The 24259-nt window shown below is 70.2% G+C and carries 26 protein-coding genes and 3 tRNA genes; 10 read left to right on the top strand and 19 right to left on the bottom strand.

Features of this window, described 5'->3' with window-relative positions:
- Nucleotides 1–43 precede the first annotated feature (43 nt).
- Nucleotides 44–298: a hypothetical protein gene (locus tag OG738_RS09080; RefSeq protein WP_329052824.1), complete on the top strand. Its 255-nt coding sequence runs from the start codon at nt 44–46 to the stop codon at nt 296–298.
- Nucleotides 299–369: 71 nt separating this feature from the next.
- On the opposite strand, the gene OG738_RS09085 is transcribed toward OG738_RS09080, so the two are convergent.
- From OG738_RS09085 to OG738_RS09100, 4 genes are all read right to left on the bottom strand, one after another.
- Nucleotides 370–975 (bottom strand): class I SAM-dependent methyltransferase, encoded by a 606-nt coding sequence (locus OG738_RS09085; RefSeq protein WP_329052826.1) that lies wholly within the window; start codon nt 973–975, stop codon nt 370–372.
- A complete protein-coding gene (locus OG738_RS09090) occupies nt 972–1820 on the bottom strand; it encodes an SAM-dependent methyltransferase (RefSeq protein WP_329052827.1) in 849 nt (282 codons plus the stop codon). Before OG738_RS09090 ends, OG738_RS09085 begins: the two co-directional genes overlap by 4 nt.
- A complete protein-coding gene (locus OG738_RS09095) occupies nt 1817–2644 on the bottom strand; it encodes an SAM-dependent methyltransferase (protein ID WP_329056615.1) in 828 nt (275 codons plus the stop codon). Before OG738_RS09095 ends, OG738_RS09090 begins: the two co-directional genes overlap by 4 nt.
- Nucleotides 2645–2744: 100 nt before the next feature.
- The gene (locus tag OG738_RS09100) at nt 2745–3608 is read right to left on the bottom strand and encodes a helix-turn-helix domain-containing protein (RefSeq protein WP_329052829.1); all 864 of its coding nucleotides are present in this window, start codon (nt 3606–3608) and stop codon (nt 2745–2747) included.
- A gap of 234 nt (nt 3609–3842) precedes the next feature.
- On the opposite strand from OG738_RS09100, the gene OG738_RS09105 reads away from it, so the two are divergent.
- Together OG738_RS09105 and gndA are read left to right on the top strand one after the other, a co-directional pair.
- Nucleotides 3843–4763, top strand: a complete 921-nt coding sequence (locus tag OG738_RS09105; protein ID WP_329052830.1) for an MBL fold metallo-hydrolase — start codon at nt 3843–3845, stop codon at nt 4761–4763.
- Nucleotides 4764–4848: 85 nt separating this feature from the next.
- Nucleotides 4849–6288, top strand: coding sequence for an NADP-dependent phosphogluconate dehydrogenase (gndA, locus tag OG738_RS09110; protein WP_329052832.1), 1440 nt, complete (start codon nt 4849–4851; stop codon nt 6286–6288).
- Nucleotides 6289–6411: 123 nt separating this feature from the next.
- Here the strand turns inward: gndA and OG738_RS09115 are convergent, their stop codons facing one another.
- From OG738_RS09115 to OG738_RS09135, 5 genes are all read right to left on the bottom strand, one after another.
- Entirely contained in the window at nt 6412–7146 is a 735-nt protein-coding gene (locus OG738_RS09115) for a Clp protease N-terminal domain-containing protein (RefSeq protein WP_329052834.1), read from the bottom strand.
- Nucleotides 7147–7198: 52 nt separating this feature from the next.
- Nucleotides 7199–8368: a 4-hydroxybenzoate 3-monooxygenase gene (locus OG738_RS09120; RefSeq protein ID WP_442875874.1), complete on the bottom strand. Its 1170-nt coding sequence runs from the start codon at nt 8366–8368 to the stop codon at nt 7199–7201.
- On the bottom strand, nt 8368–9591 hold the full coding sequence (locus tag OG738_RS09125; RefSeq protein ID WP_329052837.1) for an NAD(P)/FAD-dependent oxidoreductase: 1224 nt from the start codon (nt 9589–9591) through the stop codon (nt 8368–8370). Before OG738_RS09125 ends, OG738_RS09120 begins: the two co-directional genes overlap by 1 nt.
- Before the next feature lie 81 nt (nt 9592–9672).
- Nucleotides 9673–9990: an NIPSNAP family protein gene (locus OG738_RS09130; RefSeq protein WP_329052838.1), complete on the bottom strand. Its 318-nt coding sequence runs from the start codon at nt 9988–9990 to the stop codon at nt 9673–9675.
- The gene (locus tag OG738_RS09135; protein ID WP_329052839.1) at nt 9990–11129 is read right to left on the bottom strand and encodes a 5-methyltetrahydropteroyltriglutamate--homocysteine S-methyltransferase; all 1140 of its coding nucleotides are present in this window, start codon (nt 11127–11129) and stop codon (nt 9990–9992) included. Before OG738_RS09135 ends, OG738_RS09130 begins: the two co-directional genes overlap by 1 nt.
- 119 nt (nt 11130–11248) lie before the next feature.
- Here OG738_RS09135 and OG738_RS09140 point away from each other — a divergent pair, with 119 nt between their 5' ends.
- The gene (locus OG738_RS09140; protein WP_329052841.1) at nt 11249–12580 is read left to right on the top strand and encodes a nucleobase:cation symporter-2 family protein; all 1332 of its coding nucleotides are present in this window, start codon (nt 11249–11251) and stop codon (nt 12578–12580) included.
- Nucleotides 12581–12624: 44 nt separating this feature from the next.
- Here the strand turns inward: OG738_RS09140 and OG738_RS09145 are convergent, their stop codons facing one another.
- Nucleotides 12625–13143 carry a hypothetical protein gene (locus tag OG738_RS09145; RefSeq protein WP_329052842.1) on the bottom strand — a complete coding sequence of 173 codons (519 nt, stop codon included), beginning with the start codon at nt 13141–13143 and terminating at the stop codon, nt 12625–12627.
- A 171-nt stretch (nt 13144–13314) separates the two neighbouring features.
- On the opposite strand from OG738_RS09145, the gene OG738_RS09150 reads away from it, so the two are divergent.
- Complete coding sequence (locus OG738_RS09150; RefSeq protein WP_329052843.1) at nt 13315–14064, top strand: rhomboid-like protein; 750 nt, start codon at nt 13315–13317, stop codon at nt 14062–14064.
- A 40-nt stretch (nt 14065–14104) separates the two neighbouring features.
- On the top strand, nt 14105–16417 hold the full coding sequence (locus tag OG738_RS09155; protein WP_329052844.1) for a sensor domain-containing protein: 2313 nt from the start codon (nt 14105–14107) through the stop codon (nt 16415–16417).
- On the opposite strand, the gene OG738_RS09160 is transcribed toward OG738_RS09155, so the two are convergent.
- The 8 genes from OG738_RS09160 to OG738_RS09195 form a co-directional block, all read right to left on the bottom strand.
- Nucleotides 16411–17196, bottom strand: a complete 786-nt coding sequence (locus OG738_RS09160; protein WP_329052845.1) for an arylamine N-acetyltransferase family protein — start codon at nt 17194–17196, stop codon at nt 16411–16413. The genes OG738_RS09155 and OG738_RS09160 overlap by 7 nt on opposite strands.
- A gap of 34 nt (nt 17197–17230) precedes the next feature.
- Nucleotides 17231–17581, bottom strand: coding sequence for a YciI family protein (locus OG738_RS09165; RefSeq protein WP_329052847.1), 351 nt, complete (start codon nt 17579–17581; stop codon nt 17231–17233).
- Between the two features lie 107 nt (nt 17582–17688).
- Nucleotides 17689–18264, bottom strand: coding sequence for a class I SAM-dependent methyltransferase (locus OG738_RS09170; RefSeq protein WP_329052849.1), 576 nt, complete (start codon nt 18262–18264; stop codon nt 17689–17691).
- Between the two features lie 92 nt (nt 18265–18356).
- Nucleotides 18357–18430: transfer RNA gene (locus OG738_RS09175), tRNA-Phe, on the bottom strand.
- Between the two features lie 31 nt (nt 18431–18461).
- Nucleotides 18462–18535 (bottom strand) — tRNA-Asp (locus OG738_RS09180).
- Between the two features lie 38 nt (nt 18536–18573).
- Nucleotides 18574–18646, bottom strand: a tRNA-Glu gene (locus OG738_RS09185).
- A 99-nt stretch (nt 18647–18745) separates the two neighbouring features.
- Complete coding sequence (locus OG738_RS09190) at nt 18746–19534, bottom strand: SCO6745 family protein (protein WP_329052850.1); 789 nt, start codon at nt 19532–19534, stop codon at nt 18746–18748.
- A gap of 169 nt (nt 19535–19703) precedes the next feature.
- The gene (locus tag OG738_RS09195) at nt 19704–19958 is read right to left on the bottom strand and encodes a hypothetical protein (protein ID WP_086683067.1); all 255 of its coding nucleotides are present in this window, start codon (nt 19956–19958) and stop codon (nt 19704–19706) included.
- 754 nt (nt 19959–20712) lie between these two features.
- On the opposite strand from OG738_RS09195, the gene OG738_RS09200 reads away from it, so the two are divergent.
- On the top strand, nt 20713–21156 hold the full coding sequence (locus OG738_RS09200) for a hypothetical protein (RefSeq protein WP_329052851.1): 444 nt from the start codon (nt 20713–20715) through the stop codon (nt 21154–21156).
- A gap of 94 nt (nt 21157–21250) precedes the next feature.
- Here OG738_RS09200 and OG738_RS09205 read toward each other — a convergent pair whose 3' ends face one another.
- Nucleotides 21251–21454, bottom strand: coding sequence for a cold-shock protein (locus tag OG738_RS09205; protein ID WP_003097368.1), 204 nt, complete (start codon nt 21452–21454; stop codon nt 21251–21253).
- A 427-nt stretch (nt 21455–21881) separates the two neighbouring features.
- Between OG738_RS09205 and OG738_RS09210 the strand changes: the two genes are divergently transcribed.
- The 3 genes from OG738_RS09210 to OG738_RS09220 all read left to right on the top strand — a co-directional run bounded on the left by OG738_RS09210 (nt 21882) and on the right by OG738_RS09220 (nt 24259).
- Nucleotides 21882–23123 (top strand): L,D-transpeptidase, encoded by a 1242-nt coding sequence (locus OG738_RS09210; RefSeq protein ID WP_329052853.1) that lies wholly within the window; start codon nt 21882–21884, stop codon nt 23121–23123.
- 197 nt (nt 23124–23320) lie between these two features.
- Entirely contained in the window at nt 23321–23596 is a 276-nt protein-coding gene (locus OG738_RS09215) for a hypothetical protein (protein WP_329052855.1), read from the top strand.
- A 108-nt stretch (nt 23597–23704) separates the two neighbouring features.
- A complete protein-coding gene (locus OG738_RS09220; RefSeq protein WP_329052857.1) occupies nt 23705–24259 on the top strand; it encodes a SigE family RNA polymerase sigma factor in 555 nt (184 codons plus the stop codon).

Here is a 24259-nt window from a genome sequence, read left to right on the forward strand (position 1 = left end):
CGAACGTACCCGGTCACCGCGACGAGAGCTGGGGGTGTAGACGATGGCCGTCCGGCTGAACTCGCTCTTCCGCCGCGAGGAGGAAGAGCCCCGTGGCCGCCGCGGAATCGGCAACGAACTGAGGAACCGCTTCGGTTTCAGCCTGATCCAGGCGCCGCTGCGCAAGACCACGACGTGGGCCACGGACCAGGACCTCCCGCTGCGGCGCTACTCCGACGGCGTCCGGACGACCCGGCCGCTGGAGGCGTCGATCGACCTGACTCCGCTGCTGCGCGGGCGGATCGGTTCGCGCGTCTGAACACCTGAACTGCCGTACCACCACCAAGAGCCCCGGTTCCCTGATGGGACCGGGGCTCTCGCCGTTCGTGGCTACGGTTTCCGCAGCAGGAGCGCGCCGTGGCCGAAGCGCTCCTGCTCGCCCGGCTCGCGGTGGATCCGGCCGACCTCGGTCAGTCCCGCGGCACGTGCCAAGGCCGCCAGCTCGCCGAGCGGCCAGCGGTACGCCGTCGTGACCGCGTGGTCGAACGGCGTCACCGCACCACCCTCGGATTCGAAGCACCCCAACAGAACGTGACCGCCGGGCGCCAACGTCCGGGTGAATTCGGCGAAGTAGCTCGGAATCTCCGCCGGCGGCGTGTGGATCACCGAGTACCACGACAGGATCCCCGCCAGGGAAGCGTCGGGGATGTCCAGCGCGGCCATCGACCCGACTTCGAAGCGCAAGTCCGGCGCGTGCGCGCGGGCCAGCTCGACCATCGCCGGGGTGAGGTCGACGCCGAACACGTCCAGGCCGAGGTCGCGCAGGTGCGCCGTGACGTGGCCGGGCCCGCAGCCGAGGTCGGCCACCGGCCCGGCGCCGCGGACGCAGTCCGCGAACGCCGCCCAGGCCGCGCGATCCAGCGCCGAGGAGTCCCAGATCCCGAGGGAGAACTCGGCGTACCGGACGGCGAGGGCGTCGTAGGCCGCCGCCGTCACGGTTTGCGGCCGAGGCCGCAGATGTGCCCGACGAACGCGGGGTCGTTCGCGAGCTTCTTCGTCGCCTTGGACTCCATCTCCTCCGGGTGCCACTCCGGCAGGTAGACGATGCCCGGCTCGACGAGCTCCAGGCCCTCGAAGAACGTCGTGAACTCCGCCCTGCTGCGCAGGTGCAGCGGCGTGCTGGACTTGTTGTACTGCGCCATGATCGACTCGCGGCTCTCGGAGTCGGCCATGCCCTCGAGGCCGTCGCTCGTCAGGTGCGAGGACAGGAAGTACGAGCCGGACGGCAGCAGCGACAGGTACTTCTGAATGGTCTGGGCCACCGGCTCGTCCGCGCCGAGGAAGTACAGGACGCCGACCATGATCAGGCCGATCGGGCGGTTCGGGTCGAGGACGCCCGTGTCGAGCGCGCGCTTCCAGATGTCGGCCGGGTCGCGCAGGTCGCCCTGCAGCACCGCGTGCCGGTCCGCGACGCCTTCGCGCTCCAGCAGGATCTGCGAGTGGGCCACCGCGACCGGCTCGTTGTCGACGTACACGCACCGCGCGTTCGGGTTCACCTCGGCCGCGACCTCGTGGACGTTCCCGACCGTCGGCACGCCCGACCCGAGGTCGAGGAACTGGTCGATGCCGTTGCGCCCGAGGTACCGGACGCCGCGGCCGAGGAAGTCGCGGCCGACGCGGGCGACCATCTTGATCATCGGGAACGTCCTGACCGCCTGCTCGCCGAACTGGCGGTCGATGGCCCAGTTGGCGTCGCCGCCGAGGAACCAGTCGTAGATGCGGGCCGCGTTCGGCCGTTCGAGGTCGACGCCTTCGGGGGCTTCGGGGTCCTGCGTGGTCATGCGCTTCCTCCAGGCTTGCGGCCGACACCGCCGACCACGCTCGCGAGGGGGACCGTGGCGGCGCCGGGCTCAGGACGCCACTTTCCCACAGGCACGATTCCCGGCTCGACCACCTCGAAGTTACCGAAGAACGCGGCGATCCCGTCGAGCGACCGGGAAACCGCGGGCGAGCTCGACTGCTCGGACAGCTTCACCAGCCGCCGGATCTGCACCAGCTCGTCGCCTTCGACGCCGGACTCGGTCGCGTGCGAGAGGACGTACGCCGATCCCGGCGCCAGCAGCGTCCGGTAGTCGCGGATGGCTTCGCGCACGCCCGTGACGTCCGGCAGGAAGTGCAGCACGGCCACGCTGAGCAGGCAGATCGGCCGGTCGGGGTCGAGGACGCCGGTGGCCAGCGCGGCCTCCCAGACCTCCCCGGCGTCGCGCAGGTCGGCGTGCAGGACGGCGTGGCGTTCGGGGTCGCCCTCCTCGTCGAGCAGGATCCGGCCGTGCGCGACGGCCACCGGCTCGTTGTCGACGTAGACGCAGCGGCTGTCGTCGGCGTACTCGTCGGCCACCTCGTGGACGTTGCCGGCGGTCGGGATGCCGGAGCCGAGGTCGAGGAACTGCGTGATGCCCTCGGCGACGCAGTAGCGGACGGCCCGGCCGAGGAAGTCGCGGTTGCTGCGCGCCAGGGTCTTCGCCAGCGGAAACGCTTTCACGGCCAGCTCGCCGTACTGCCGGTCGATCGCCCAGTTCGCGGTGCCGCCGAGCGCCCAGTCGTAGATCCTCGCCACGTTCGGCCGGTCGAGATCGACGGCTTCGGGGAGGAAGTCGGGGTCCACGATGTCCCCTTCGAGCGGCACTTCCGGTGGAATCGGGCGCAACAGGAGCACTCTACCGAAAGTTGTTCACCGCCCTCGACAGTTGACGCCGCCGTTCGCCCTATTGGAGCTGCTGCATCTGGCCGCGGTAACCCTCCGCAAGCTCCTTGAGGAACTGGCGGGTCTCCTGCCGCTCCAGCGCCGCTCCACGCAGCCGGTCCCACGAGTCGACGAAGATGTTGAAGTCCTTGACGTCGTCGAGGTACAGGCCGCCGGCGGAGTGCTCGATGTAGACGAAGTCCCGGGTGCGGTCCGGGAAGCGCATGATCGTGAAGTCGTTGGGCACCGCGGCCAGCCGCGCCCCGAACGGCAGCACGTGCACGTAGACGCGCGGGTGCTTCTCGAGCGAGAGCAGGTGCTCGACCTGGTCCAGCATCACGGCGGGCGCGTACCCGCCGGGCGCTCGGCGCAGCGCGCCCTCGCTGATGATGAACCGGTAGTACGGCGGCTGCTGCTGCTCGAACACGGCCTTGCGGTCGAGCCGGTTGCGCACCAGCGACGTCACGTCCGTCGCGCCGGCCTCGGTGAACTGCTTGAGCATGTAGTGCTCGGACTGCAGCGGGCCCGGGATGCGCTCGCCGTGCCAGGTGAGGATCTCCGCGGCCGCGGGCTCCAGGTCGGTGAAGGTGCGGAACCAGTGCGGCACCACCGAGCGGTAGCCCGACCAGTGGCCGCGCTGCCCGGCGGCGGCCCGCGCGAGGTTCATCAGCGTGTCGGCTTCTTCGCCGTTGATCCCGAACGCGTTCAGCATGGATCGCACATCCCCGAGCTTGACCCCGACGGCACCGGACTCGATCTTGTTGACCTTGCCCTGGGTGCAGCCGAGGACCTCGGCGACCTGCTGCTGTGTCATCCGCGCCGCGGTGCGGGCATGCCGGAGCTCGTTCCCGAGCTGCTTCCGGCGCGAGGTGACGGTGCTGGCCATCGCCCTGCTCTCCCGGACCACTACAAGCGACGGCGGCCGCCGGCCGCCGTCGCACGCGAACTATCGAACCCACCCAGGTTAGTGCTTCACCTTGCGGATCTCGATGATGACATCGCGCAGCGTTCCAGGAAACGTCGCAGAATGCCAGTCACCTGCGCTATCACTCGCCTGGACCAGTGAAATTCCGAATTATTCCGCCAACCGGCGGAGCCCGGTCTCGGGCAGACTGGGCCGGTGACCGATCGTTCTCCCGCCGCCGCCACCGTCACCCGCCTGGCCGACCGGGTCCACGGCTACGTCCAGCCGGACGGCTCCTGGTACATCAACAACTGCGGGTTCGTCGACGCCGGCGACCACACCGTGCTCATCGACACGTGCTCGACCGAGCGCCGCACGCGCGCGCTGCTCGAGACGGTCGAAGCCACCACCGGCAGCCCGGTGACGACACTGGTGAACACCCACCACCACGGCGACCACACCAACGGCAACTACCTGGTGACCGGCGCGGCCGTGCTCGGCCACCGCAAGACGCGGGAGCTGATGGTCGCCGAGGGCATCCAGACGTTCGAGGGCATCTTCGTCGGCAGCGACTGGGGCGAGCTCGAGTCCCGGCCGCCGGAGGTCGTGTTCGACGACCGGCTGACCGTGCACGCCGGCGACGTCACCCTCGAGCTGATCCACCCCGGCCACGCGGCGCACACCACCAACGACGTCCTGGTCTGGCTGCCGGAACAGCGCGTGCTCTACGCCGGTGACCTGGTGTTCAACGGCGGCAGCCCGTTCGCGCTGATGGGCTCGGTGGCCGGCTGGCGCAAGGGCCTCGACGTCATCCGTGAGCTGGAGCCGGACGTGATCCTCTCCGGGCACGGCGGCCCGTGCGACCTCTCCGTCGTGGACACCGTCGACCGGTACCTGGCTTTCGTCCAGCAGACGGCCGAACGCGGGAAGGCCGCCGGGTTGTCGCCGCTGGAGCTGGCCAAGGAGACGGACCTGGGCGAGTTCGCGTCGCTGAGCGAGCAGGAACGGCTGCCCGGCAACCTGCACCGGGCGTATGCCGAACTCGACGGCGCCGAGTGGGGTGCGCAGATCGACCTCGTCGCGGCCGTCACGGACATGGTCGCGATCAACCGCGGCCCGATCCGCTGCTTCTCCTGAACTGAGTGAGCTGCTCCTCCGTGCCCTCCCTTGAGGCGTCGATCGGACTAGGGTCTGAATCGAGAGAGTCTTCGGAAGGATTCGGATGAGCAAGAAGGCGAGCATCGGGGTCACCGGCCTGGCGGTCATGGGCCGCAACCTGGCCCGCAACCTGGCCCGGCACGGGCACACGGTGGCCCTGCACAACCGGTCCGAGGAGCGGACCCGCGCGCTGGTGGACCAGTTCGGCGACGAGGGCGACTTCATCCCCGCGTACTCCGCGCAGGCGTTCGTCGACGCGCTGGAGCGCCCCCGCCAGGTCGTGATCATGGTCAAGGCGGGCGGCCCGACGGACGCCGTCATCGAGGAGTTCGCGCCGCTGCTCGAAGAGGGCGACGTGATCATCGACGCCGGCAACGCGCACTTCGCCGACACGCGCCGCCGCGAGAAGGCGCTGCGCGAGCGTGGGCTGCACTTCGTCGGCAGCGGCGTCTCCGGCGGTGAGGAGGGCGCGCTGCACGGGCCGAGCATCATGCCCGGCGGCTCGAAGGAGTCGTACGAGTCGCTCGGCCCGCTGTTCGAGGACATCTCGGCGAAGGTCGACGGCGAGCCGTGCTGCACGCACATCGGCGCGGACGGCGCCGGCCACTTCGTCAAGATGGTGCACAACGGCATCGAGTACGCCGACATGCAGCTGATCGCGGAGTCGTTCGACCTGCTGCGGCACGCGGGCGGCTACTCCCCCGCCGAGATCGCCGACGTCTTCCGCACGTGGAACACCGGGCGGCTCGACTCCTACCTGATCGAGATCACCGCCGAGGTGCTGGCGCACGTCGACTCCTCGTCCGGGAAGCCGTTCGTCGACGTCGTCGCGGACGCCGCCGAGCAGAAGGGCACCGGGCGCTGGACCGTGCAGATCGGCCTCGACCTGGGTGTCCCGATCTCGGGCATCGCCGAAGCCGTCTTCGCGCGTTCGCTGTCCGGCTCGACTTCGCTGCGCGCGGCGGCTCGCGGGCTCGGCGGTCCGTCGGCGAAGCCGCTGTCGGGCTCTTCGCTGGAGCGCTTCGCGGACGACGTCGAGCAGGCGCTGTACGCGTCGAAGGTCGTCGCGTACGCGCAGGGCTTCAACCAGATCCAGGCCGGCGCGACGGAGTACGGCTGGGACATCGACCTCGGCAAGGTCGCCTCGATCTGGCGCGGTGGCTGCATCATCCGCGCGAAGTTCCTCAACGACATCACCGCGGCCTACGCCGACGAGCCGGAGCTGCCGACGCTGCTGACGTCGGGCGGCTTCCGCAAGGCGGTCGAGGACGCGCAGGACTCGTGGCGGTCGGTGATCTCGACGGCGGTGCAGCTCGGGATTCCCACGCCGGGCTTCTCGACGGCGCTGGCGTACTACGACGGCCTCCGCGCCGACCGCCTCCCGGCGGCGCTGGTCCAGGGCCAGCGTGACTTCTTCGGCGCGCACACGTACCGCCGCGTCGACCGCGACGGCTCGTTCCACACGGCCTGGGCCGAGGACGGCCGTCCGGAAGCCTCTGCCTGACGACGACGAACGGGCCCTCCGCCGGGAGGGCCCGTTCGCGTTTCCGGGAAGACCCCCTGGTCCCGCCCGGTCAGAGCACCGTCACGAGGACGATCGCGAGCACCGCGGCCAGCAGGAGCGGTCTCATCCCCGCGCGGCGAGGATCTCTTCCAGCACCGCCAGGATCTTCCGCTCGGCCTCCTCCTTCGTGATCCCGAGACCGTCGAGCACCTCGAAGCCGGCGCCTTCGCGCTGTTCCAGCAGGGCCAGCAGGATGTGCTCGGTGCCGATGTAGTTGTGCCCCAGCCGCAAGCCCTCGCGCAGGGTCAGCTCGAGGGTCTTCTTGGCCGCCCCGGAGAACGGCATCGGGTTCGGCGTGGGCACGACCGCCTCGGGCAGCCGCGCCTCGGCGGCTTCGCGGACGGCGTCGAGTTGCACGCCCTGGGCGATGATCGCCCCCGCCGCGAGGGCCGCCGGCTCGGTGAGCAGGCCCAGCACGATGTGCACGGTGTCGATGTACGGGCTGCCGTGGTCGACGGCCGCCTTCTGGGCCTCGACGACGACGTGCCGCGCCCGGTCGGTGTAGCGGCCGTAGACGCGCTCGATCGTCCCGGTGGGATCGCCGCCCGGGTCGACCTTCGGCACGAACCGCTTCTGCGCTGCCTGCTTGGTCACGCCCATGCTGGCGCCGATGTCGGTCCAGGACGCCCCGGACCGCCGGGCCTGGTCGACGAAGTGGCCGATCAGGTGGTCGGCGACCTCGCCGAGGTGCTGACCCACGTAAACGGCGTCGGTCAGCTGGGCGAGGGCGTCCTTCTCGTTGTTGCTCTTGATCGCGCTGATGAGGTCGTCGAGCTTGATCTGAGTGGGTTCGGTCATGCCGTCAACTGTAGGTTGACGCGGTCTCTGCGTCAACCGCGGGTTGACGACCTCAGGCGAACGGCAGCCCGACGTAGTTCTCGGCCAGACTGGTCGCCGCCGCCCTCGACGACGTCGTGTAGCGCAATTGCGACAGCTGCAGCTGCCGCGCGAAGCCGTCCGCGTGCGGGTCGACGTGCAGCATCGTCGTCATGAACCACGAGAAGTGCTCCGCCCGCCACACCCGCCGCAGGCACGTGTCCGAGTAGGCCGCGGCGAGCGACTCGTCGCCGCGCAGCAACGCCTCCAGCGCCCGGGACAACACCCGCACGTCCGCGATGGCCAGGTTCATGCCCTTCGCGCCCGTCGGCGGGACGATGTGCGCCGCGTCGCCGGCCAGGAACAGGCGGCCGTGGCGCAGCGGTTCCGCGACGAAGCTGCGCATCGGCGTGATGCCCTTGTCGAGGATCGGGCCTTCGCGGAGGGTGAAGTCGCCCTCGACCTCGAGGCGGGCCGTCAGCTCGGCCCAGATCCGGTCGTCGGACCAGGCCTCGAGGGACTCGGCCGGGTCGACCTGGAGGTAGAGCCGCGTGATCTCCGGCGTCCGCATGCTGTGCAGCGCGAACCCGCGTTCGTGGTGGACGTAGATCAGCTCGTGGTGCGACGGCGGCGTCTGCGCCAGGACGCCCAGCCACGCGAAGGGGTACTCGCGTTCGTAGGTCGTCAGACTGTCCGAAATGGACGGACGTGCGATGCCGTGGAAGCCGTCGCAGCCCGCTACGGCGTCGCAGGCGATGGTCTGCGCGACGCCTTCGCCGTCGCGGTAGCGGACGACCGGCCGTTCGGTGTCCACATCGGACAGTTCAACGTCCGACACCTCGAAGGAGATCGGCCACCCGCGCGCCTCGTGCGCGTCGATCAGGTCCTTGACGATCTCCTGCTGCCCGTACACGGTGATCGCGCGACCGGTCAGCTCGGTCAGCGCGATCCGGTGGTCCGCACGGTCGAACCGCAGCGACAGACCCTCGTGCGGCATTCCCTCGGCCGCCAGCCGCTCGCCGAGCCCCAGCGACGTCAGCAGCTCGACGGTCGGCTGCTCGCACACCCCGGCCCGGACGCGCTTGCGGACGTACTCCCGGTCGCGGGCTTCCAGCACCACGCAGTCGATCCCGGCTTCGTGCAGGAGGAACGACAGCAGCAGCCCGGCCGGGCCGGCGCCGATCACCGCGACCTGGGTGCGCATCACGCCGCTCGCGTCTTCAGGTGCGCCTTGAGGTCGAACGCGCTCGCTTCGAGGTCGGCGTACGCCGGGTGCGGGTCCGCGGTGAACAGGCGCCGCGCGGCGATGTGGTCGGCCGGCCGGTTCACCGACTCGACCGCGATGAGGACGTCGTCGCGGAAGGACAGCACCGAGAACTTGCCCCCGGCCTGGTCACCGGCGACGACTGTCCGGTCGGCGCCCGAGAGGATTCCGGCGATCTGCAGCTTCGCGCCGGACTGGTCGGTCCAGAACCACGGCAGGCTCGCGTACGGCTCGGGCGCGCCGGTGATCGCCGCGGCCACGCAGCGGGCCTGGTCGACGGCGTTCTGCACGGACTCCAGCCGGGTCGCGGCGCCCGCCTGCACGCACGGGAAGTTCGCGCAGTCGCCGATCGCGAAGACCTTCGGATCCGACGTCCGCAGGTGGGCGTCGACGACGACGCCGTTGTCCACGGGGAGGCCGGCTTCGGCGGCGAGCGTCGTCTCGGGCACGACGCCGACGGCGACGACGACCAGGTCGGCGGGCAGCCGGGTCCCGTCGGACAGCTCGACGTCGCGGACCCGCTCGTCGCCGTGCAGCGCGGAGACGCCCTGGCCGAGCAGGACCGTGTGCCCGGCTTCGCGGTGCAGTGCGGCGAAGTAGGCGGAGATCTCTGGCGTCGCGACGCGGTTGAGCAGCCGGTCCTGCGCCTCGACGATCGTCACCGGGCGGCCGGCGTGCGAGGCGAACTCGAGGCCGATGAACCCACCGCCGACCACGACGACGTGCTCGGCGTGCACGAGGGACTCGCGCAGCTTGTCGGCGTCGTCTCGGGTGCGCAGGGTCAGCACGCCCGGCAGGTCCGCGCCGGGGACGGGCAGCGTCCGGTTGCGCGCGCCGGTGGCGAGGATCAGGTGGTCGTAGGCCAGGTCGGTGCCGTCTTCGAGGCGTACTTCCGACGCGGACCGGTCGATCGCGGCGACCGGGCCGGCGACCAGCTCGATGTCCTTCTCGGCGAAGAAGTCCTCGCCGCGCAGGTGCAGCTGCTCGAGCCCGGCGGTCCCGGCCAGGTAGGCCTTCGACAACGGCGGCCGCTGGTACGGCACGCCCGGCTCGTCCCCGACCAGCACGACCCGGCCGGCGAAGCCGCGGTCCCGCAGCGACGCCACGGCCTGGAACCCGCTCTGCCCCGCCCCGACGACGAGAACCGTGTTCTGTGCACCCATGCCTGCCATCCGATCACAAGAGGCTCGAGCCGTCGAGTCACCGGAGGACCAGCGGGCCACCGCTTCGCGCTGTGTCGCGCGTCAGAGGTCGTCGTCCGGCAGGAGCGGGCGCATGAACGACCGCCGGTACCGGACCACGCACCCGCTTTCCTCACGGATCTTGTCGGCCTCGATGAAGTCCGGGTCGACGCCGAACAGCGTCCGATAGCGCTCGTACGCGGCGAAGCTCTCGAAGCTGAACAGCGCCCGGGCTTCGTCGCTCGCGCCCTCCGACGGCAGGAAGTAGCCGTGGTGGATGCCGCCTTCCCGCTGCACCAACCGCATCCACGCGGCGGCGAAGCGTTCGAAGTCGGTGAGCTTGGCCGGGTCGATGACGTAGTCGACGACGCACGTGATCATCAGTGGCCGCCCCAGACGCGGTCGGCCGTCGCCACGATCAGCTCCAGCTTCCGCAGCTGGTCGTCCGGCGTGAGGTCGTTGCCTTCCTCGGTCGAGGAGAACCCGCACTGCGGCGAAAGGCAGAGCTGGTCGAGGTCGACGTACCGCGACGCCTCGTCGATCCGCCGCACCAGGACGTCGGGGTCCTCCAGCTCCGGCCGCTTCGTCGTCACCAGGCCGAGGACGACCTTCTTGTCCTTCGGCACGAACCGCAGCGGCTCGAAGCCGCCGGAGCGTTCGTCGTCGAACTCGAGGAAGAAGCCGTCGACGGCCAGCTCACCGAACAGCGCTTCGGCGACGAATTCGTAGCTCCCCGAAGCGACCCACGACGACCGGAAGTTGCCGCGGCACAGGTGGGTCGTCACCGCCAGGCCCTCGGGACGGCCCGCCAGCGCCGCGTTCAGCGTTGCGATGTTGCGCAGGTGCTGGGTGTCCGGGTCGCCGCCCATCCGTGCGACGAGCTCCCGCTGCGCCGGGTCGTTGAGGTAGGCGAGGCTGGTGTCGTCGAGCTGCAGGTACCGGCAGCCGAGGCCGGCCATCGCCGCGACCTGCGCTTGGTACGCCTCGCTCAGGTCGGCGTAGAACTCCTCGAGGTCCGGGTAGACGCTCTCGCTGACCGCCGCCCGGCCGCCGCGGTAGTAGACCATGCTCGGCGACGGGATGGTCAGCTTCGGCGTCACGCCGGGGTCCACATGGGACTGCAGGAACCGGAAGTGGTCGGCGAAGATCGGCTCGTCGAGCCGCACCTTGCCGTCGACCTGCAGGCCCGGCGGGCTGAACTCGAGGTCGCCCGCCAGGTTGTGGAACTTGACGTGCAGCCGCTCGTCGCTCTTGGAGACGCCGCCGAGCGCGTAGATGAAGTCCATGTGCCACGACGCGCGCCGGAACTCGCCGTCGGTGGCCGAGCTCAGCCCGGCCACCTTCTGCATCTTGATGACGTCGCGGATCGCGTCGTCCTCGACCGCGCGGAGCTGCTCCACGCCGATCTCGCCGCTTTCGCGCCGCCGTCGCGCGTCGCGCAGCACCGGGGGCCGCAGGAGGCTCCCGACGTGATCGGCGCGAAACGGCGGGCCCACCTGGGAAATACCGCCCGAAGTCATGCACCGATGGTCACACATTCCCGGCCGTCGCGCCGCCCCCGGAAACAAGATCATGACGTGCGGGACTTGCTACCGTCACGCCCGATGCGTTGGCTGGGTGCGGCGGAAGGGGCTTGACCATGACGGAACCCGCGGTGCACCCGGTCGACCAGGGCCTGCCCGCCGGGCGGCTCGCGCTGCTCGGCCTGCAGCACATGTCGATCATGTACGCCGGCTCGGTCGCGGTGCCGCTGATCGTCGGCAGCGCGCTCAAGCTCGACCCGGCGTCGATCGGGCTGCTGGTCAACGCCGACCTGCTCGTGGCGGGCATCGCCACGCTGATCCAGGCGGTCGGCATCGGCCGGATCCTCGGCATCCGGCTGCCCGTGGTCGCGGGCGCGACGTTCACCGTCGTCAACCCGATGATCCTCATCGCGTCGCAGTACGGCCTGCCCGCGGTCTACGGCGCGATGCTGGTCTCCGGCGTGTTCGGGCTGCTCATCGCGAGGCCGTTCGCGAAGCTGATCCGGTTCTTCCCGCCGCTGGTCACCGGGACGCTGCTGCTCGTCATCGGCGTCTCGCTGCTCGGCCCGGGCGCGCAGCTGATCGCCGGCCACGACCCCACGGCCGCGGACTACGCGGCGCCGTCGCACATCGGGCTGGCGTTCGCCGTGCTCGCGCTGCTCATCCTGTTCACCCGCGTGCTGCGCGGGTTCGCCAACCAGGTCGGGCCGCTGCTCGCGCTCGCGATCGGCCTGGTGATCGCGATCCCGATGGGCCTCGTGCACTGGGACAGCCTCGGCGCGGCGAGCTGGTTCGGGCTCGCGTCGCCGTTCCACTTCGGCGCGCCGACCTTCCCGGTCGCCGCGATCCTCTCGATGTGCGTGGTCATGCTCGTGACGTTCACCGAGTCGACCGCGGACATGATCGCCGTCGGCGAGATCACCGGGCGTCCGCCGACCGACGCCGACCTCGCGCGCGGCCTGGCCACCGACGGCGTCTCGGCGGTCCTCGGCGGCGTGCTGAACTCCTTCCCCGACACGGCGTTCGCGCAGAACGTCGGCCTGGTGCGGATGACCGGCGTGCGCAGCCGCTGGGTGGTCGCGGTGACCGGCGGGATCCTGGTGCTGATGGGCCTGGTGCCGAAGATCGGCGCGTTCATCGCGGCCATCCCGGAACCGGTGATCGGCGGCGTCGCGGTGGTGATGTTCGCGATGGTCGCCGCGGTCGGCGCGCAGAACCTGCGCACGGTGGAGTTTTCCGGCAACCACAACACCTTCGTCGTCGCGGTCGCCCTCGGCGTCGGCCTGCTGCCGGCATTCGCGCCGGACTTCTTCAAGCACTTCCCGGCCTGGCTGCAGACGATCTGCGGCAGCTCGATCACGGTGGCGGCGGTCCTGGCGTTCGCACTGAACCTGCTGTTCAACCACCTCGGCCGGCGTTCGGAGCCGGATCTGCTGGAAGCGCCGTGAGCGAGCGCCCGGACTTCAGCGACGTCGCGGAGAAGCTCGCCTGATCACCAGCAGATGACGAGCACGCAGACCGTCGTCCTGGTCGGCGTCGGCGTCGGCGTGGGTGTCGGGGTGCGACCGTGGGTCGGCTGGGTCGGCGTGGTCGGGGTGACCGAGCCGCCCGGGTCGCCACTGGTCGGCGTGGTGGTCGGCGTCGCCGTATCGGTGCGGCTCTCGGAGACCGGCGGCCGACCCGGCACCTCCGTGACGGTCTCGCGGGGCACGCCGACGCCGGGGACGACGTCGCCGCCGCCGGTGCCGCCGTCCGGCGGCGAGTCCGTGGCCTGGTCGGCGCCGCCCAGCCCGGTGGTGCGCTGGGGGAACGGGATGAGCTGGATCTGGTCGACCGGGGACGCGTCCTGGGTGCCCTTGCCGCCGAGGCCGACCAGCACCGCCGCGGCTCCGCAGCCGATGACGACGGCCAGCATCACGGCGAGCACGCGCCAGCGCGACTGGCCCGGACCCGAACGTTCGCCCCAGCCCTCGCGCACGAGCAGCTCGGCGACCGATACCTCGTCGTTCACCCCGACAGACCTTCCCGAGAGGGCCTTTCGGCCGACATCGTGATCGTATTCTTACCGCACAAAGCACCCGAACGGGTGAGGTATCGGCAAAAATTCGTCACGTAACGTTCGATCTGACCGTCGGTGACATTCCACAGCGGATTCACAGCTGCGGTTCGGGAGACTCCCAGCATGACCGTCGAAGCTCGAACCATGCTGCTGAAAGCCGATCGGCCGGTCCCCCGGATCGCCGTTTCGCGTCGCAGCCTGTCGACGTTCGCCAAGGCGGTCCCGAACCCGAAGACGACTCCGTTCACCTTCGGCTACCTCGTCCTCCTGCTCGGCACGACGCTGCTGCTCAAGTTCGCCGACGCGGAGCTGACCGCGCGGCTGCTCCAGCTGTCCAGCACCGACGCCCACAACCTGTGGCGGCGGCCGCTGACCTCGCTGCTGACCAGCGCGCTCTGGCTCTCCGACGAAGGCTGGCTGGCCTACGTCGTGATCTTCGCGATCGCCGTCGCGCCGCTGGAACGCCGCTTCGGCGCCCGCCGCGCGGCGACCGTGTTCTTCTCCGGCCACGTGCTGGCCACGCTCGTCACCGAACTGCCGGTGATGTCCCTGATCAGCGCCCACGTCCTGCCGAACTCGGCCGGGCACTGGCTCGACATCGGCGTCAGCTACGGCTTCTTCACCACCGCCGGCGCGCTCGTCTTCCTGCTCGGCGGCCGCGCGCGGCTCGTCGCGCTGGCCGTGATGGAGGCGTTCATCACGGTGATCTGGCTCAGCGACGACCCGATGAGCCTCGACTCGGTCGTCACGCTGCTCGGCCACGCGTTCGCCGCGCACTTCGGGCTGCTGTTCTGGGGACCGTGGCTGCGCGGCCCATCCGCAGGCCGGGCCCCGATTCCTGCGGGTAGGCAGGCGCCCGGGTCGGTGGTGTAATCGACGGGCCACAGCCGCGAAGCATGGGGGACGGACGCTCATGGAGGCTGACTCCCTCGCCGAGCTGGTCGAGCTGAGTCCGGACGCGATCTGCGTCCACGAGAACGGCGTCCTGACCTATGCCAACCGCGCGGCCCTGGAGACGTTCGCCGCGCGGTCCGCGGCCGAGGTCGTCGGCCGCCGGTTCACCGACTTCGTCGCCGAGGACTCGCGCGCCGCGGTCGTCGGGAAGCTCGCGCTGCTGACCGAACCGGGGCAGGCGAGCGAGCCCGTCGAAGCGCTGATGTCCCGGCTGGACGGGAGCAAGTTCGCCGTCGAGACGGTGTCGGTGCGCCTCGCCGGCCGGCTCGCCTACCAGGTCGTCATGCGGGACATCACGGCGAAGAAGGCGGCCGCCGACGCCCTGCGGTACCAGGCCGCGCTGGTGTCGCACGTCAGCGACGCCTTGATCGCGACCACCGGCGAAGGCGTCGTGACCAGCTGGAACCCCGCCGCCGAAGCGGTGTACGGCTGGACCGCGGCCGAAGCCGTCGGACGGCGGGCGAGCGAGCTGGTCGGCGCGCCGCTCGACCTGCGCGGCGGCGGCGTCACCGAAGCGGTGCACCGGCGGCGGGACGGCGCTCCCCTGGCGATCCGCGTTTCGGCAGCTGAGATGAACGACGGGTACGTGCTCGTCTGCGCGGACGAAACCGCGCGGCGGCGGGCCGAGCAGAACTACCGCACGGTCGTCGCGTCGCTCGACGAAGGGGTGCTGGTGACGGGCCCGGGCGGGCTCATCGAGGCGGCGAACCCGGCGGCCTGCCGCATCCTGGGCGTCGCCGAAGCCGAGCTGATCGGCGTGCCGTGCCACACGTTGGTGCTGTTCACCGAGTCCGGGCACTGGATCCCGCCCGACGAGACGCCGTCGGTGCAGACGCGCCGGACCGGCGTCTCCCACAACGGCCTGGTCGTGCGCCTGCGCCGGCCCGACGGCCGCGACGTCTGGGTGTCGCTGACCTCGCGGCTGCTCAACCCGGACGACCCGGCGGCGCTGGCCGTCGTCACGTCGTTCACCGACATCACCGAGAGCCGTGCGATCAGCGCGCAGCTCGCGCACGACGCGACCCACGACCCGCTGACCCGGCTCGCCAACCGGACCCTGGTGCTCGACCGGCTCGACGCCCGCGAACGCGGTGCGGTCACCGTGCTGTTCCTCGACCTGGACAAGTTCAAGGTCATCAACGACTCGCTCGGGCACTCCGTCGGCGACCAGGTGCTGCGGATCGTCGGCGAGCGCCTGCGCCGCTGCTCCGGCCGCGACGACCTGGTCGGGCGGCTCGGCGGCGACGAGTTCGTCGTCGTCACCGGCGAGGTCACCGAACCCGGCGAGGTCCGCGCGCTGGCCGAGCACCTGCGGGCCGCGCTGGCCGAGCCGATCGGCGTGCTCGGCCGTCAGCTGCACCTCGACGCCAGCATCGGCGTCGTGCTCGTCGGCAACGCCGACCGCCGCAGCGCCGAAGACCTGCTGCGCGACGCGGACGTCGCGATGTACCAGGCCAAGACCCTCGGGCGCGGCCGTCACCACTTCTTCGACGTCGGCCTGCGCGAGCGGATGCAGCACCGGCTGCGGATGGAGCAGGACCTGCGCGACGCGGTGCACGACGGCCAGCTCTGGCCGGCCTACCAGCCGGTCGTCGACCTGCGGACCGGCGAAATGGTCGCGGTCGAGGCGCTGCTGCGCTGGACGCACCCCCGCCACGGCGCGATCTCCCCCGCGGAGTTCATCCCGCTGGCCGAGGAGAGCGACCTGATCAACGTGATCGGCAAGGAGATGCTCCGCGCGTCCACCCGCGAGCTGGCCGCGCGACGCCGTGACCACGGCCTGGACCTGACGCTGAAGGTCAACCTCTCCACCCGCCAGCTCGACGACCCGCACCTGGTGCCCGCGGTACAGGACGCGCTGGCCAACACCGGGCTGCCGGCCGGCGCACTGTGCCTGGAGGTCACCGAAAGCGCGTTGATGCGCGACCAGGAAGCGGCCGCGGAAGTGCTGGCCTCGCTGCGTTCTCTGGGCGTGCTGCTGGCGATCGACGACTTCGGCACGGGGTATTCGTCGCTCGCCCAGCTGCGCCGGCTGACGCTGGACACACTCAAGATCGACCGTTCGTTCATCACCGGCATCGCCGAGTCCCGCGACGCCGCGGCGATCGTCACGAGCATCATCGCGATGGCCCACGCCGTCGACCTGACGGTGATCGCCGAGGGCGTCGAGTCCGCGGAGCAGGTGGACCTGCTCCGGTCGCTGGGGTGCGACCAGGCGCAGGGTTACCACCTCGGCCGTCCGGTGCCGGCGGCCGAGTTGTTCGGTCAGTAGACGGCTTTGAGGCGGTCCAGCTCGTCCGGGGTCAGCTCGATGCCGAAGTCCTTGAGGGTCGCGTCGAGTTCTTCGGGCGCGACGGTGCTGGTTTCGCTGGTGCCGTCGGGCTTTTCGACGGTCAGCTCGCGGCCGAGCAGCTTGCGGCTGACGCCCGGTTCGAGCGTCATGATCACCAGCCGCCCGGTGAACGGCGACTTCGGGTGCGTCGAGGTGTAGTGGTGGTAGACCTCGTAGTCGATGGGGTGCATGCCGTCGAGCCGGAAGTCGAGCAGGTCTTCGTCGCCCTTCTCGAGCGTCCACCAGCCGTCGTGCTCGGTCAGCCGGTGCGGCCAGCCGGCCTGGTCGGTCTCCTGGCCGTCGACCAGCGGCATCGGCGCCAGGATCCCGGCGCCGAACCCGACGTCGGCGTGGAACATCCGGCCGTCGACCTCGACGACGAGCGTCATGTGCGTGAAGGGCCCCGGCCGCCGCGGCTGGACGCGCGCGGCGAGCCGGTGGACGGTGTAGCCGAGCCGTTCGAGGACGGCGGCGAAGAGGCCACTCTGCTCGTAGCAGTAGCCGCCCCGCCGCCGTCCGACGAGCTTCGCGCTCACGACGTCGAGCGAAATCCCCTGGTGCTGCTGGAGAACGACGTCGACGTTCTCGAACGGGATGGCCTGGACGTGCGCGCGCACGAGGTCCTTGAGCGCCTCTTCGGACGGCGGGCGTCGTGGCTGCCCGATCCTGGTCAGGTAGGCGTCCAGGTCGACGGCGTCGGTGCCCCACTCGCTGGTCATGGGTTCAAGCGTGCACCCTCGACCTCGCTGGAGGTCAACCTTCGTGGACGATCTTCCGCACCTCGACGGCGGTGTACTGCGCGTCGGGAATCATCGCGGCGAGCTCGACGGCACGCTCCTCGGTCTCGACGTCGACGACGTAGTAGCCGCAGAAGAAGGCTTCGGACTCGATGAAGGCGCCGTCCTGGACCTGCTTCGCGCCACCCTTGACGCGGACGGTCTTCGTGTCGGACGGCTCGGCGAGCGCCTTGGTCTCGACCATTTCGCCGGACTCGGTGACGAGCTTGATGAACGTGCCGTGGCCTTCGAAGACGCCGTTCTTCTGGTCGTCGGTGAGGGTCGCCCAGAGGGTCGGGTTCATGTGGAGGGTAAGGAGGTAGCGCACGTCGGCTCCCCGCGCTGGGTGGCGGCCCCGGGTGGGCTGCCGTTCGCCGGGTGGTCGGCGCCGCCGTTCCGGACCGGACACACGAGATCCCGGTTCACTCGTTCGGCCTAGTGTCGACTGAGGACGAGGTACCGCTCGTCGTCGATTGCCTTGCCCCACAAGGCGGGATCGTCAAGCACGCGGACTCGCGCTTCTCCCCGGCGCGCTTCGACGAGCGTCCGGCAGTCGGCCGCGGTGAGCCCGGCGCCGGTGAACCAGCGACCCTCGACGAGGATGAGCCGTCCTCGAGGATTGAGGAGCTTGATCCAGTTGTCGAGTGCTTCGCCCGGGTCGGGCATGGCCCAGAGAACGTGCCGCACCAGGACGACGTCGTAGGTCTCCGTGGTGGGCGGATCGGCGGCGTCGCCTTGCCGGAAGTCGATGTCCAGGTGCGCGGCTTTCTCCCTCGCCACGTCGAGCATGCGGTGCGAGAGGTCGATCCCACAGACGTCATGGCCGGCTTCGGCGAGCAGAACGGAAAGGCTGCCGGTCCCACACCCGAGGTCGATGACCTTCGCCGGGGCTTCGGGAAGGAGCGGGAGGAGGAGTTCCGCCCAGGCGGCGCGGACCGCGGGGTCCTTGAGGCCGTGATCGGGTTCGTCGTCGAAGGTCGCGGCTTCCGCGTCCCAGGGGTTCGGCGTCACGAGGGAGATCTTGCCGCACCGACCGGCGGCAGGCAGTCAAAATCCGCACACGAAAAAACCGCCCCGAGCTCTCGGGGCGGTTCTCGTTGCGGTGGCCAGGGCCGGGGTCGAACCGGCGACCTTCCGCTTTTCAGGCGGACGCTCGTACCAACTGAGCTACCTGGCCGGGAACGCCGGCAAGGAGCCGAACGATCTTGCGACCCTGACGGGACTCGAACCCGCGACCTTCGCCGTGACAGGGCGACGCGCTAACCAACTGCGCCACAGGGCCTTGCGTTACTACAGTCTTGCTTCTCCTACGATACTGCGTACTCCCAACGGGATTCGAACCCGCGTTGCCGCCTTGAAAGGGCGGAGTCCTAGGCCGCTGGACGATGGGAGCCCGGTCGGTTTCGGGTGACCGACCGACCGCGCTCTCAGGTCCCCCCGGGAGCGATTACCAGCATAGGGCACGCCACCACCGCTTTGCACGGGGGTTCCCTTAAGCCTTCGGCGAAGCCACGACCTGCGCAAACAGCTCAGCCAGGCGACGCTCGAGCTCGTCCTGCTCCGGCGGAGTCAGTGCCGACGCCAAAACCTCGTCGACGCGGTCGTCCGTCAAGGACTCCGCGCGCTGCCAGCGGTCGCGCAGATCCGGCTTGCGCGAAGCCGCCGCCAGCAGCTCGTCGGCCGCTTCCGGGGGCCACGCCGTGCGCAGGAGCCGGTCGCGGCCACCCTCCGGGTCCGCGATCACCGCCTCCGGCACCGTCAGGCCCAGTGCCCGCAGTGCCGCGAAGTGCAGGCCGCCGCGCAGCTCGCGGAACACCATCAGCGCAAACCCGAGCCGTTCGACGTCGCCGGACGGCCGGGACGCGTTCTTCCAGCCCGCGAACAACGCCAGCCCGCTCGCGTCCGCGGCGTCGACGACGCGGAACAGCAGCTCCGCCAGACGGCCGGGCTCCGGTACGGCCGAAAGGCTGACGCGGGACCACCGAGCCGATGACTCCGCGTAGGCACGGACGGACGCGGGTGCGTCCAGCGCCGCCGTCGCGGGCGGCAGGACGAACTCGAACAACCAGTGCGGGAAGATCCCGAACAGCTCCGCGGCCACCTTCGGCGGGACGTCGCCGAGCACCGCCGACCGGCCGCGCAGATACAGCGAACGCGGCGGCAGCCCGACCTCGGCTTCGACCTCCGCCAGCTCCGGCGACGTCATGAACCGACCGCCCAGCACCTGGACCACCGGCCGGATCCGGTTGGCCGATCCCGCTGCGCCCTCGATCGTCGTCATGTCCGCCCCTTTCGACCCGGCAACCGTAACACTGTTACAAAACTTGCGTCAAGGAACCGTGACAACCTCGGGAATCACTTGCCGGAAACGGCGACAACCAGCACGAACCTCACCGGAACAGGCCCGGCGGCACCCGCACCGCACACCGGACCCACCGGCCAACACCCACTCAGCGCTGAACCGGCGCCTGCCCGTCCTCGTCCAGGTTCAAGCCCAGCATCTCCAGCAACTGCACGCAGTCCTCGACCCCCAGCGCACCGTTCGCCACCGCCAGCCGCGCCCGCCGCACCTGATCGTCCGACACCCGCTGTGCGTCCGCGGCCCCGCTCCGCTGCGCCGGCAACCCCCCGGCGAACGGAGCACTCCCCCCATCGGCACCTTCGTACCGAAGGAGGAACTGCCGCACTTCAACAGACCCGCTCATAGCCCCTCCATACGGCTCACAACAGCTTGGCCGCGAGGCTAACCAGCACCGGCCGCCACACACAGCCCCCCGGAGAGTGAACCTGAGGCCACGCTCCGCTCAACGCAGCGCAATCAGCACAGAGGGAGAAGGGGACCACCCGAACGACGGTCACCTGGGACGGAAGTGACACCAACCAGGGAAATTTCCCGCTCTCCACTCGCCCAGGAGAGGAACTCGTGCAACAATCGAAGTGCTGACACACCCCCGGTCAGCGCCTGTGGAGATCCCCTCCGACCCCCGCGTTCCTCCCCCTGGCGCGGGGGTCCTCCATTTCCTGGGGGCGCTTCGCTTGCCCCCAGTTCATTCCGCTTGTATTGCCCGGGGGCCGAGCCCCCGGACCCCCCACGGTGCCTCTCGTGCGGCTTCCAGCGTGGCTGCCTGCGGGGGTTCCCCAGTTCGTTTCGGTGTGTTGCCCCCCGACTCCTCCACGGTGCCTCTGGTGCGGCTTCCAGTGTGGCCGCCTGCGGGGGTTCCCCAGTTCGTTTCGGTGTGTTGCTCCCGACTCCCCCACGGTGCCTTTGGTGCGGCTTCTAGCGTGGCTGGCTTCGGGCGCTCTTGGCTTGTGATCGACTCGGTGGGTTAGGGGGGTGTTGCTCTGCGTTTGGTTGGGTTGGGCTGTTCGGGGTGCCGTTGGGCTGATCGGGGCGACCGCTTGGCGTGTTGTGGCTCACAGTGGTTTGCGGGGTGAGACCTAACCGTTATCGTGGCCCTCGTGCCTCTTCCCTCCCTTGGCCGCTTGAGCAGCCGGACGAACCTCAAAGCCGCGTCCCCCGGACGCCATCGTGGTGCCGCTAAGCCTGCGGATGATGGTGTCGTCGAGGACAAGGAACTCACCTCCTACCTCGCCGCGCTGGCGCCCGATGCCGACAACGAGAGCACCGGGTCCGGCAAGCGGTTCGGGGAAGCCCAGGTCATCCAGCTGCGGATGAGCCTGATCGCCAACCAGCAGCTGAAGGACATCGCCGCCGATCGGGACATCTCGCCCCAGGCGCTTGCTCAGGAGTGGATCCTCGAGCGGCTCAACTGGGAAGGTCAGGCCTCGTCGCTGCAGGACCAGCGGCAGCAGGCCGGGGACCTCGGCGACCTGACCGACCTCACCGACGAGTTCCACTTTCCCGCCGACGCCTTCGATGCGCCGGCCGTCGGGCGACGCTGATCCGCGCGTCCTCTTGTCCTCACGAGAAAGGGCCCCCGGCGGATGAACGCCGGGGGCCCTTCGCTCAGGCCTTGAGTTGCGCAGAGGGCCTGTCTCAGATCGCGCGGACCTTCTGGGCCTGCGGGCCCTTCTGACCCTGGCCGACTTCGAACTCCACTCGCTGGTTCTCCTCGAGGGTGCGGAAGCCGCGGCCCTCGATCTCCGAGTAGTGCACGAACACGTCGCCTTCGCCGCCGTCCTGCGCGATGAAGCCGAAGCCCTTCTCCGCGTTGAACCACTTCACAGTGCCTTGCGCCACCGCTGTACTCCTCGTTACACAGATCCGCTTCGAATGCCACCGAAGCGGCACCCCGACCGTCCCGGGCGGTTCCAACGAGACGAGTCAAGAGCGGTTCGGCTCCATGGCTCGCGTCAGAAGTTCCGCGAGTGTGAAGCCACGAACACGCAAAACGACGGCCTGAGAGCAGACTACCGGGATCTGGCCAAAGTTGAACCCCGTGATCGAGCCCAAAAATGCCGGTCCGGGCCAAGGTCACCGGAACGTCGTAGGGCTCCCGCCGGGTTCTGTCGGACCCACCGGTTAGTCTGGCGCAGCACAGCGACGCCGTGATCACCGGATACGGCTCGGAGTCGCCCGTGCCCCCTCAGTGAGCCGGCGACAGCAAGCAGATGTGACCTTCGTCACGCCGATCTTGCTCAACGCCGCAGGTCCACGGGACGTCTCGATGAGGGGAAGCACCACAGGGGCAAAGGGGAATGTGTTGACGGTGAGGACTTCCACGCGGCGCCGGGGCGCGGCTGTGGCACTGGGCTTGGTCGCCGTGCTCACGCTGGGGGCGTGCAGCAGCGAACCGACGGCGACGGCGAGCGGAACTTCGGGCGGGGGCCCGACTTCCGCGCCCGCGCCCACCGCGCAGCCCGCGAAGCTGACGGTGACGCCGGCCGGCGGCGCGCAGGACGTGCCGCCCGGCGAACCGGTCGGGGTCAAGGTCGACAGCGGCACGATCGTCTCGGTCACGCTGACCAACCCGGACGGCAAGCAGGTCCAGGGCCAGACGTCGGCGGACAAGAAGAGCTGGAGCACCACCGAGCAGCTCGGCTACGGCAAGACCTACACCTGGTCCGGCCAGGCGCAGGGCGCCGACGGCAAGAACGTCGCCATCGGCGGCGCGTTCACCACGGTGAAGCCGAAGCGCCAGATGTCGGCCAGCCTCAACGTCGGCGACGGGCAGACGTACGGCATCGCGATGCCGATCGCGCTGTCCTTCCCGAGCCGCGTCACCGACAAGGCGTCCGTCGAGAAGGCGCTGTCGGTCGAGACCACGCCGAAGACCGAAGGCTCGTGGGGCTGGACCGACGGCGACACTTCGGTGCACTGGCGGCCCAAGGAGTACTACAAGCCGGGCACCACGGTGAAGGTCAACGCCAAGATCTACGGCGTCAAGGTCGGCGAAGGCGTGTACGGCAAGCAGGACGTCTCGGCCAGCTTCACCATCGGCCGCTCCCAGATCGTCAAGGGCAACACCCAGCAGCACACGATGCAGGTGATCCGCGACGGCCAGCAGATCGCCGACTACCCGGTGAGCTACGGCCTCGACTCCGACCCGGGCCGCGTCACCCACAGCGGCGTGCACGTCGTGATGGGCAAGCAGGCCACGTACGCGATGAGCAACCCGAAGTACCACTACGAGAACGTCATCGTGCCGTGGGCGGTCCGGATCTCCAACAACGGCGAGTTCATCCACGGCCTTGCGGCCTCGGTCTGGGCGCAGGGCAAGAAGAACATCTCGCACGGCTGCCTCAACCTGTCGCCGGCGCGGGCCGAGGAGTACTACGACGGCGTGCTCACCGGGGACCCGGTCGAGATCACCGGCAGCACGCAGACGCTGAGCGCCAAGGACGGCGACTACAGCGACTGGACGTACGACTGGGCGAGCTGGCAGAAGCTGTCGGCGCTCGCCGGCTGAGACCACCCATGAAGACCGGGCGGCCGGGAAGTCCACGCGGGCTTCCCGGCCGTTCGTCGTTCCGGCGGCAACTCCCGGGCCGCTCCGAACGTCCTGAAGATCGGCCGGAATCCGATGCAACCCCGGTGATCGCCCGCCGCATGACTAACGGCAGAGGCGCGCCGATCCCGGGCGCGCCCGCGAGAAGAGGAGCTGTCTTGCGCATCCGCATCGCCCTGTCCCTCGGCGCGCTCGTGCTCGCCGGTGGTGCCCTGACCGGTGGCATCGCCCTGGCCGACCAGGCGCCGTCCGCCCCGACCACCGCCCGGCCCACCGCGCCCGTCCCGGCCACGTCCCTGACGCCGGCCCCCACCCGCGCCCCGATCGCCGTCCCCGCGCCGCGGGCGACGACGAAGGCGCCGCAGCGCGTCCCGCGGGCCGTGCCCGCCGGCCCGACCGGTGACCTGCACCTGCCGGCCATCGGGGTACTGTGACACTGGTTACCAATCCGGCCACAGCCACGGCCGAATCGGCCGGTAGCACCAGTTACTTGCCGTCCGCGGGCCGGCCTACTTTTGGCCGGATCGGTAACGGGTAGCCCGGTGATCTCCCGCTCCCGTCCGTCGACCGGGCCGGGCTCGCCGTGGGACGGCGAGTTCGCCCGGTACTTCGGCGAGCGCGCGCACAGCCTGCGGTCCACGGCCTTCCTGCTCTGCGGCGACTGGCACCAGGCCGAGGACCTCACGCAGGCCGCGCTGCTCAAGCTCTACCTCGCCTGGCCGAGGCTGTCGCGCCACGACGCCTTGGACGCCTACGCCCGCAAGGTCGTGCTGCGCACGTTCCTCGCCGAGCACCGGCGCAGCAGGTGGAAACGGGAGCGGCTCACCGACACGCCGCCGGAGCTTCCGGCGGAAGCCACCGGGAGCGACCAGGACATGCTGGTCCGGCAGGCGCTGGCCGTCCTGGCACCCAAGCAGCGCGCCGTGCTGGTGCTGCGGTACTTCGAGGACCTGAGCGTCGAAGAGACGGCGCAGGCGCTCGGCTGCAGCACCGGCACGGTGAAGAGCCAGGCCTCCCGGGGCCTGGCGACGCTGCGCAACCGGCTCGGCCCGCACTACGGTGCGCTGACCTTCAGCGCGACCACGGAGGGGAGGTGA

Origin of the sequence: Amycolatopsis sp. NBC_01488 (genome assembly GCF_036227105.1) — a bacterium.
Taxonomy (GTDB): domain Bacteria; phylum Actinomycetota; class Actinomycetes; order Mycobacteriales; family Pseudonocardiaceae; genus Amycolatopsis.

Excerpts from the sequence above, each read along its gene's own strand:
- OG738_RS09080 (WP_329052824.1), top strand. The coding sequence starts at position 44 with ATGGCCGTCCGGCTGAACTCGCTCTTCCGCCGCGAGGAGGAAGAGCCC.
- OG738_RS09090 (WP_329052827.1), bottom strand. The coding sequence starts at position 1,820 with ATGACCACGCAGGACCCCGAAGCCCCCGAAGGCGTCGACCTCGAACGG.
- OG738_RS09100 (WP_329052829.1), bottom strand. The coding sequence starts at position 3,608 with ATGGCCAGCACCGTCACCTCGCGCCGGAAGCAGCTCGGGAACGAGCTC.
- gndA (WP_329052832.1), top strand. The coding sequence starts at position 4,849 with ATGAGCAAGAAGGCGAGCATCGGGGTCACCGGCCTGGCGGTCATGGGC.
- OG738_RS09115 (WP_329052834.1), bottom strand. The coding sequence starts at position 7,146 with ATGACCGAACCCACTCAGATCAAGCTCGACGACCTCATCAGCGCGATC.
- OG738_RS09120 (WP_442875874.1), bottom strand. The coding sequence starts at position 8,368 with ATGCGCACCCAGGTCGCGGTGATCGGCGCCGGCCCGGCCGGGCTGCTG.
- OG738_RS09125 (WP_329052837.1), bottom strand. The coding sequence starts at position 9,591 with ATGGGTGCACAGAACACGGTTCTCGTCGTCGGGGCGGGGCAGAGCGGG.
- OG738_RS09130 (WP_329052838.1), bottom strand. The coding sequence starts at position 9,990 with ATGATCACGTGCGTCGTCGACTACGTCATCGACCCGGCCAAGCTCACC.
- OG738_RS09135 (WP_329052839.1), bottom strand. The coding sequence starts at position 11,129 with ATGACTTCGGGCGGTATTTCCCAGGTGGGCCCGCCGTTTCGCGCCGAT.
- OG738_RS09140 (WP_329052841.1), top strand. The coding sequence starts at position 11,249 with ATGACGGAACCCGCGGTGCACCCGGTCGACCAGGGCCTGCCCGCCGGG.
- OG738_RS09150 (WP_329052843.1), top strand. The coding sequence starts at position 13,315 with ATGACCGTCGAAGCTCGAACCATGCTGCTGAAAGCCGATCGGCCGGTC.
- OG738_RS09155 (WP_329052844.1), top strand. The coding sequence starts at position 14,105 with ATGGAGGCTGACTCCCTCGCCGAGCTGGTCGAGCTGAGTCCGGACGCG.
- OG738_RS09160 (WP_329052845.1), bottom strand. The coding sequence starts at position 17,196 with ATGACCAGCGAGTGGGGCACCGACGCCGTCGACCTGGACGCCTACCTG.
- OG738_RS09190 (WP_329052850.1), bottom strand. The coding sequence starts at position 19,534 with ATGACGACGATCGAGGGCGCAGCGGGATCGGCCAACCGGATCCGGCCG.
- OG738_RS09195 (WP_086683067.1), bottom strand. The coding sequence starts at position 19,958 with ATGAGCGGGTCTGTTGAAGTGCGGCAGTTCCTCCTTCGGTACGAAGGT.
- OG738_RS09210 (WP_329052853.1), top strand. The coding sequence starts at position 21,882 with ATGAGGGGAAGCACCACAGGGGCAAAGGGGAATGTGTTGACGGTGAGG.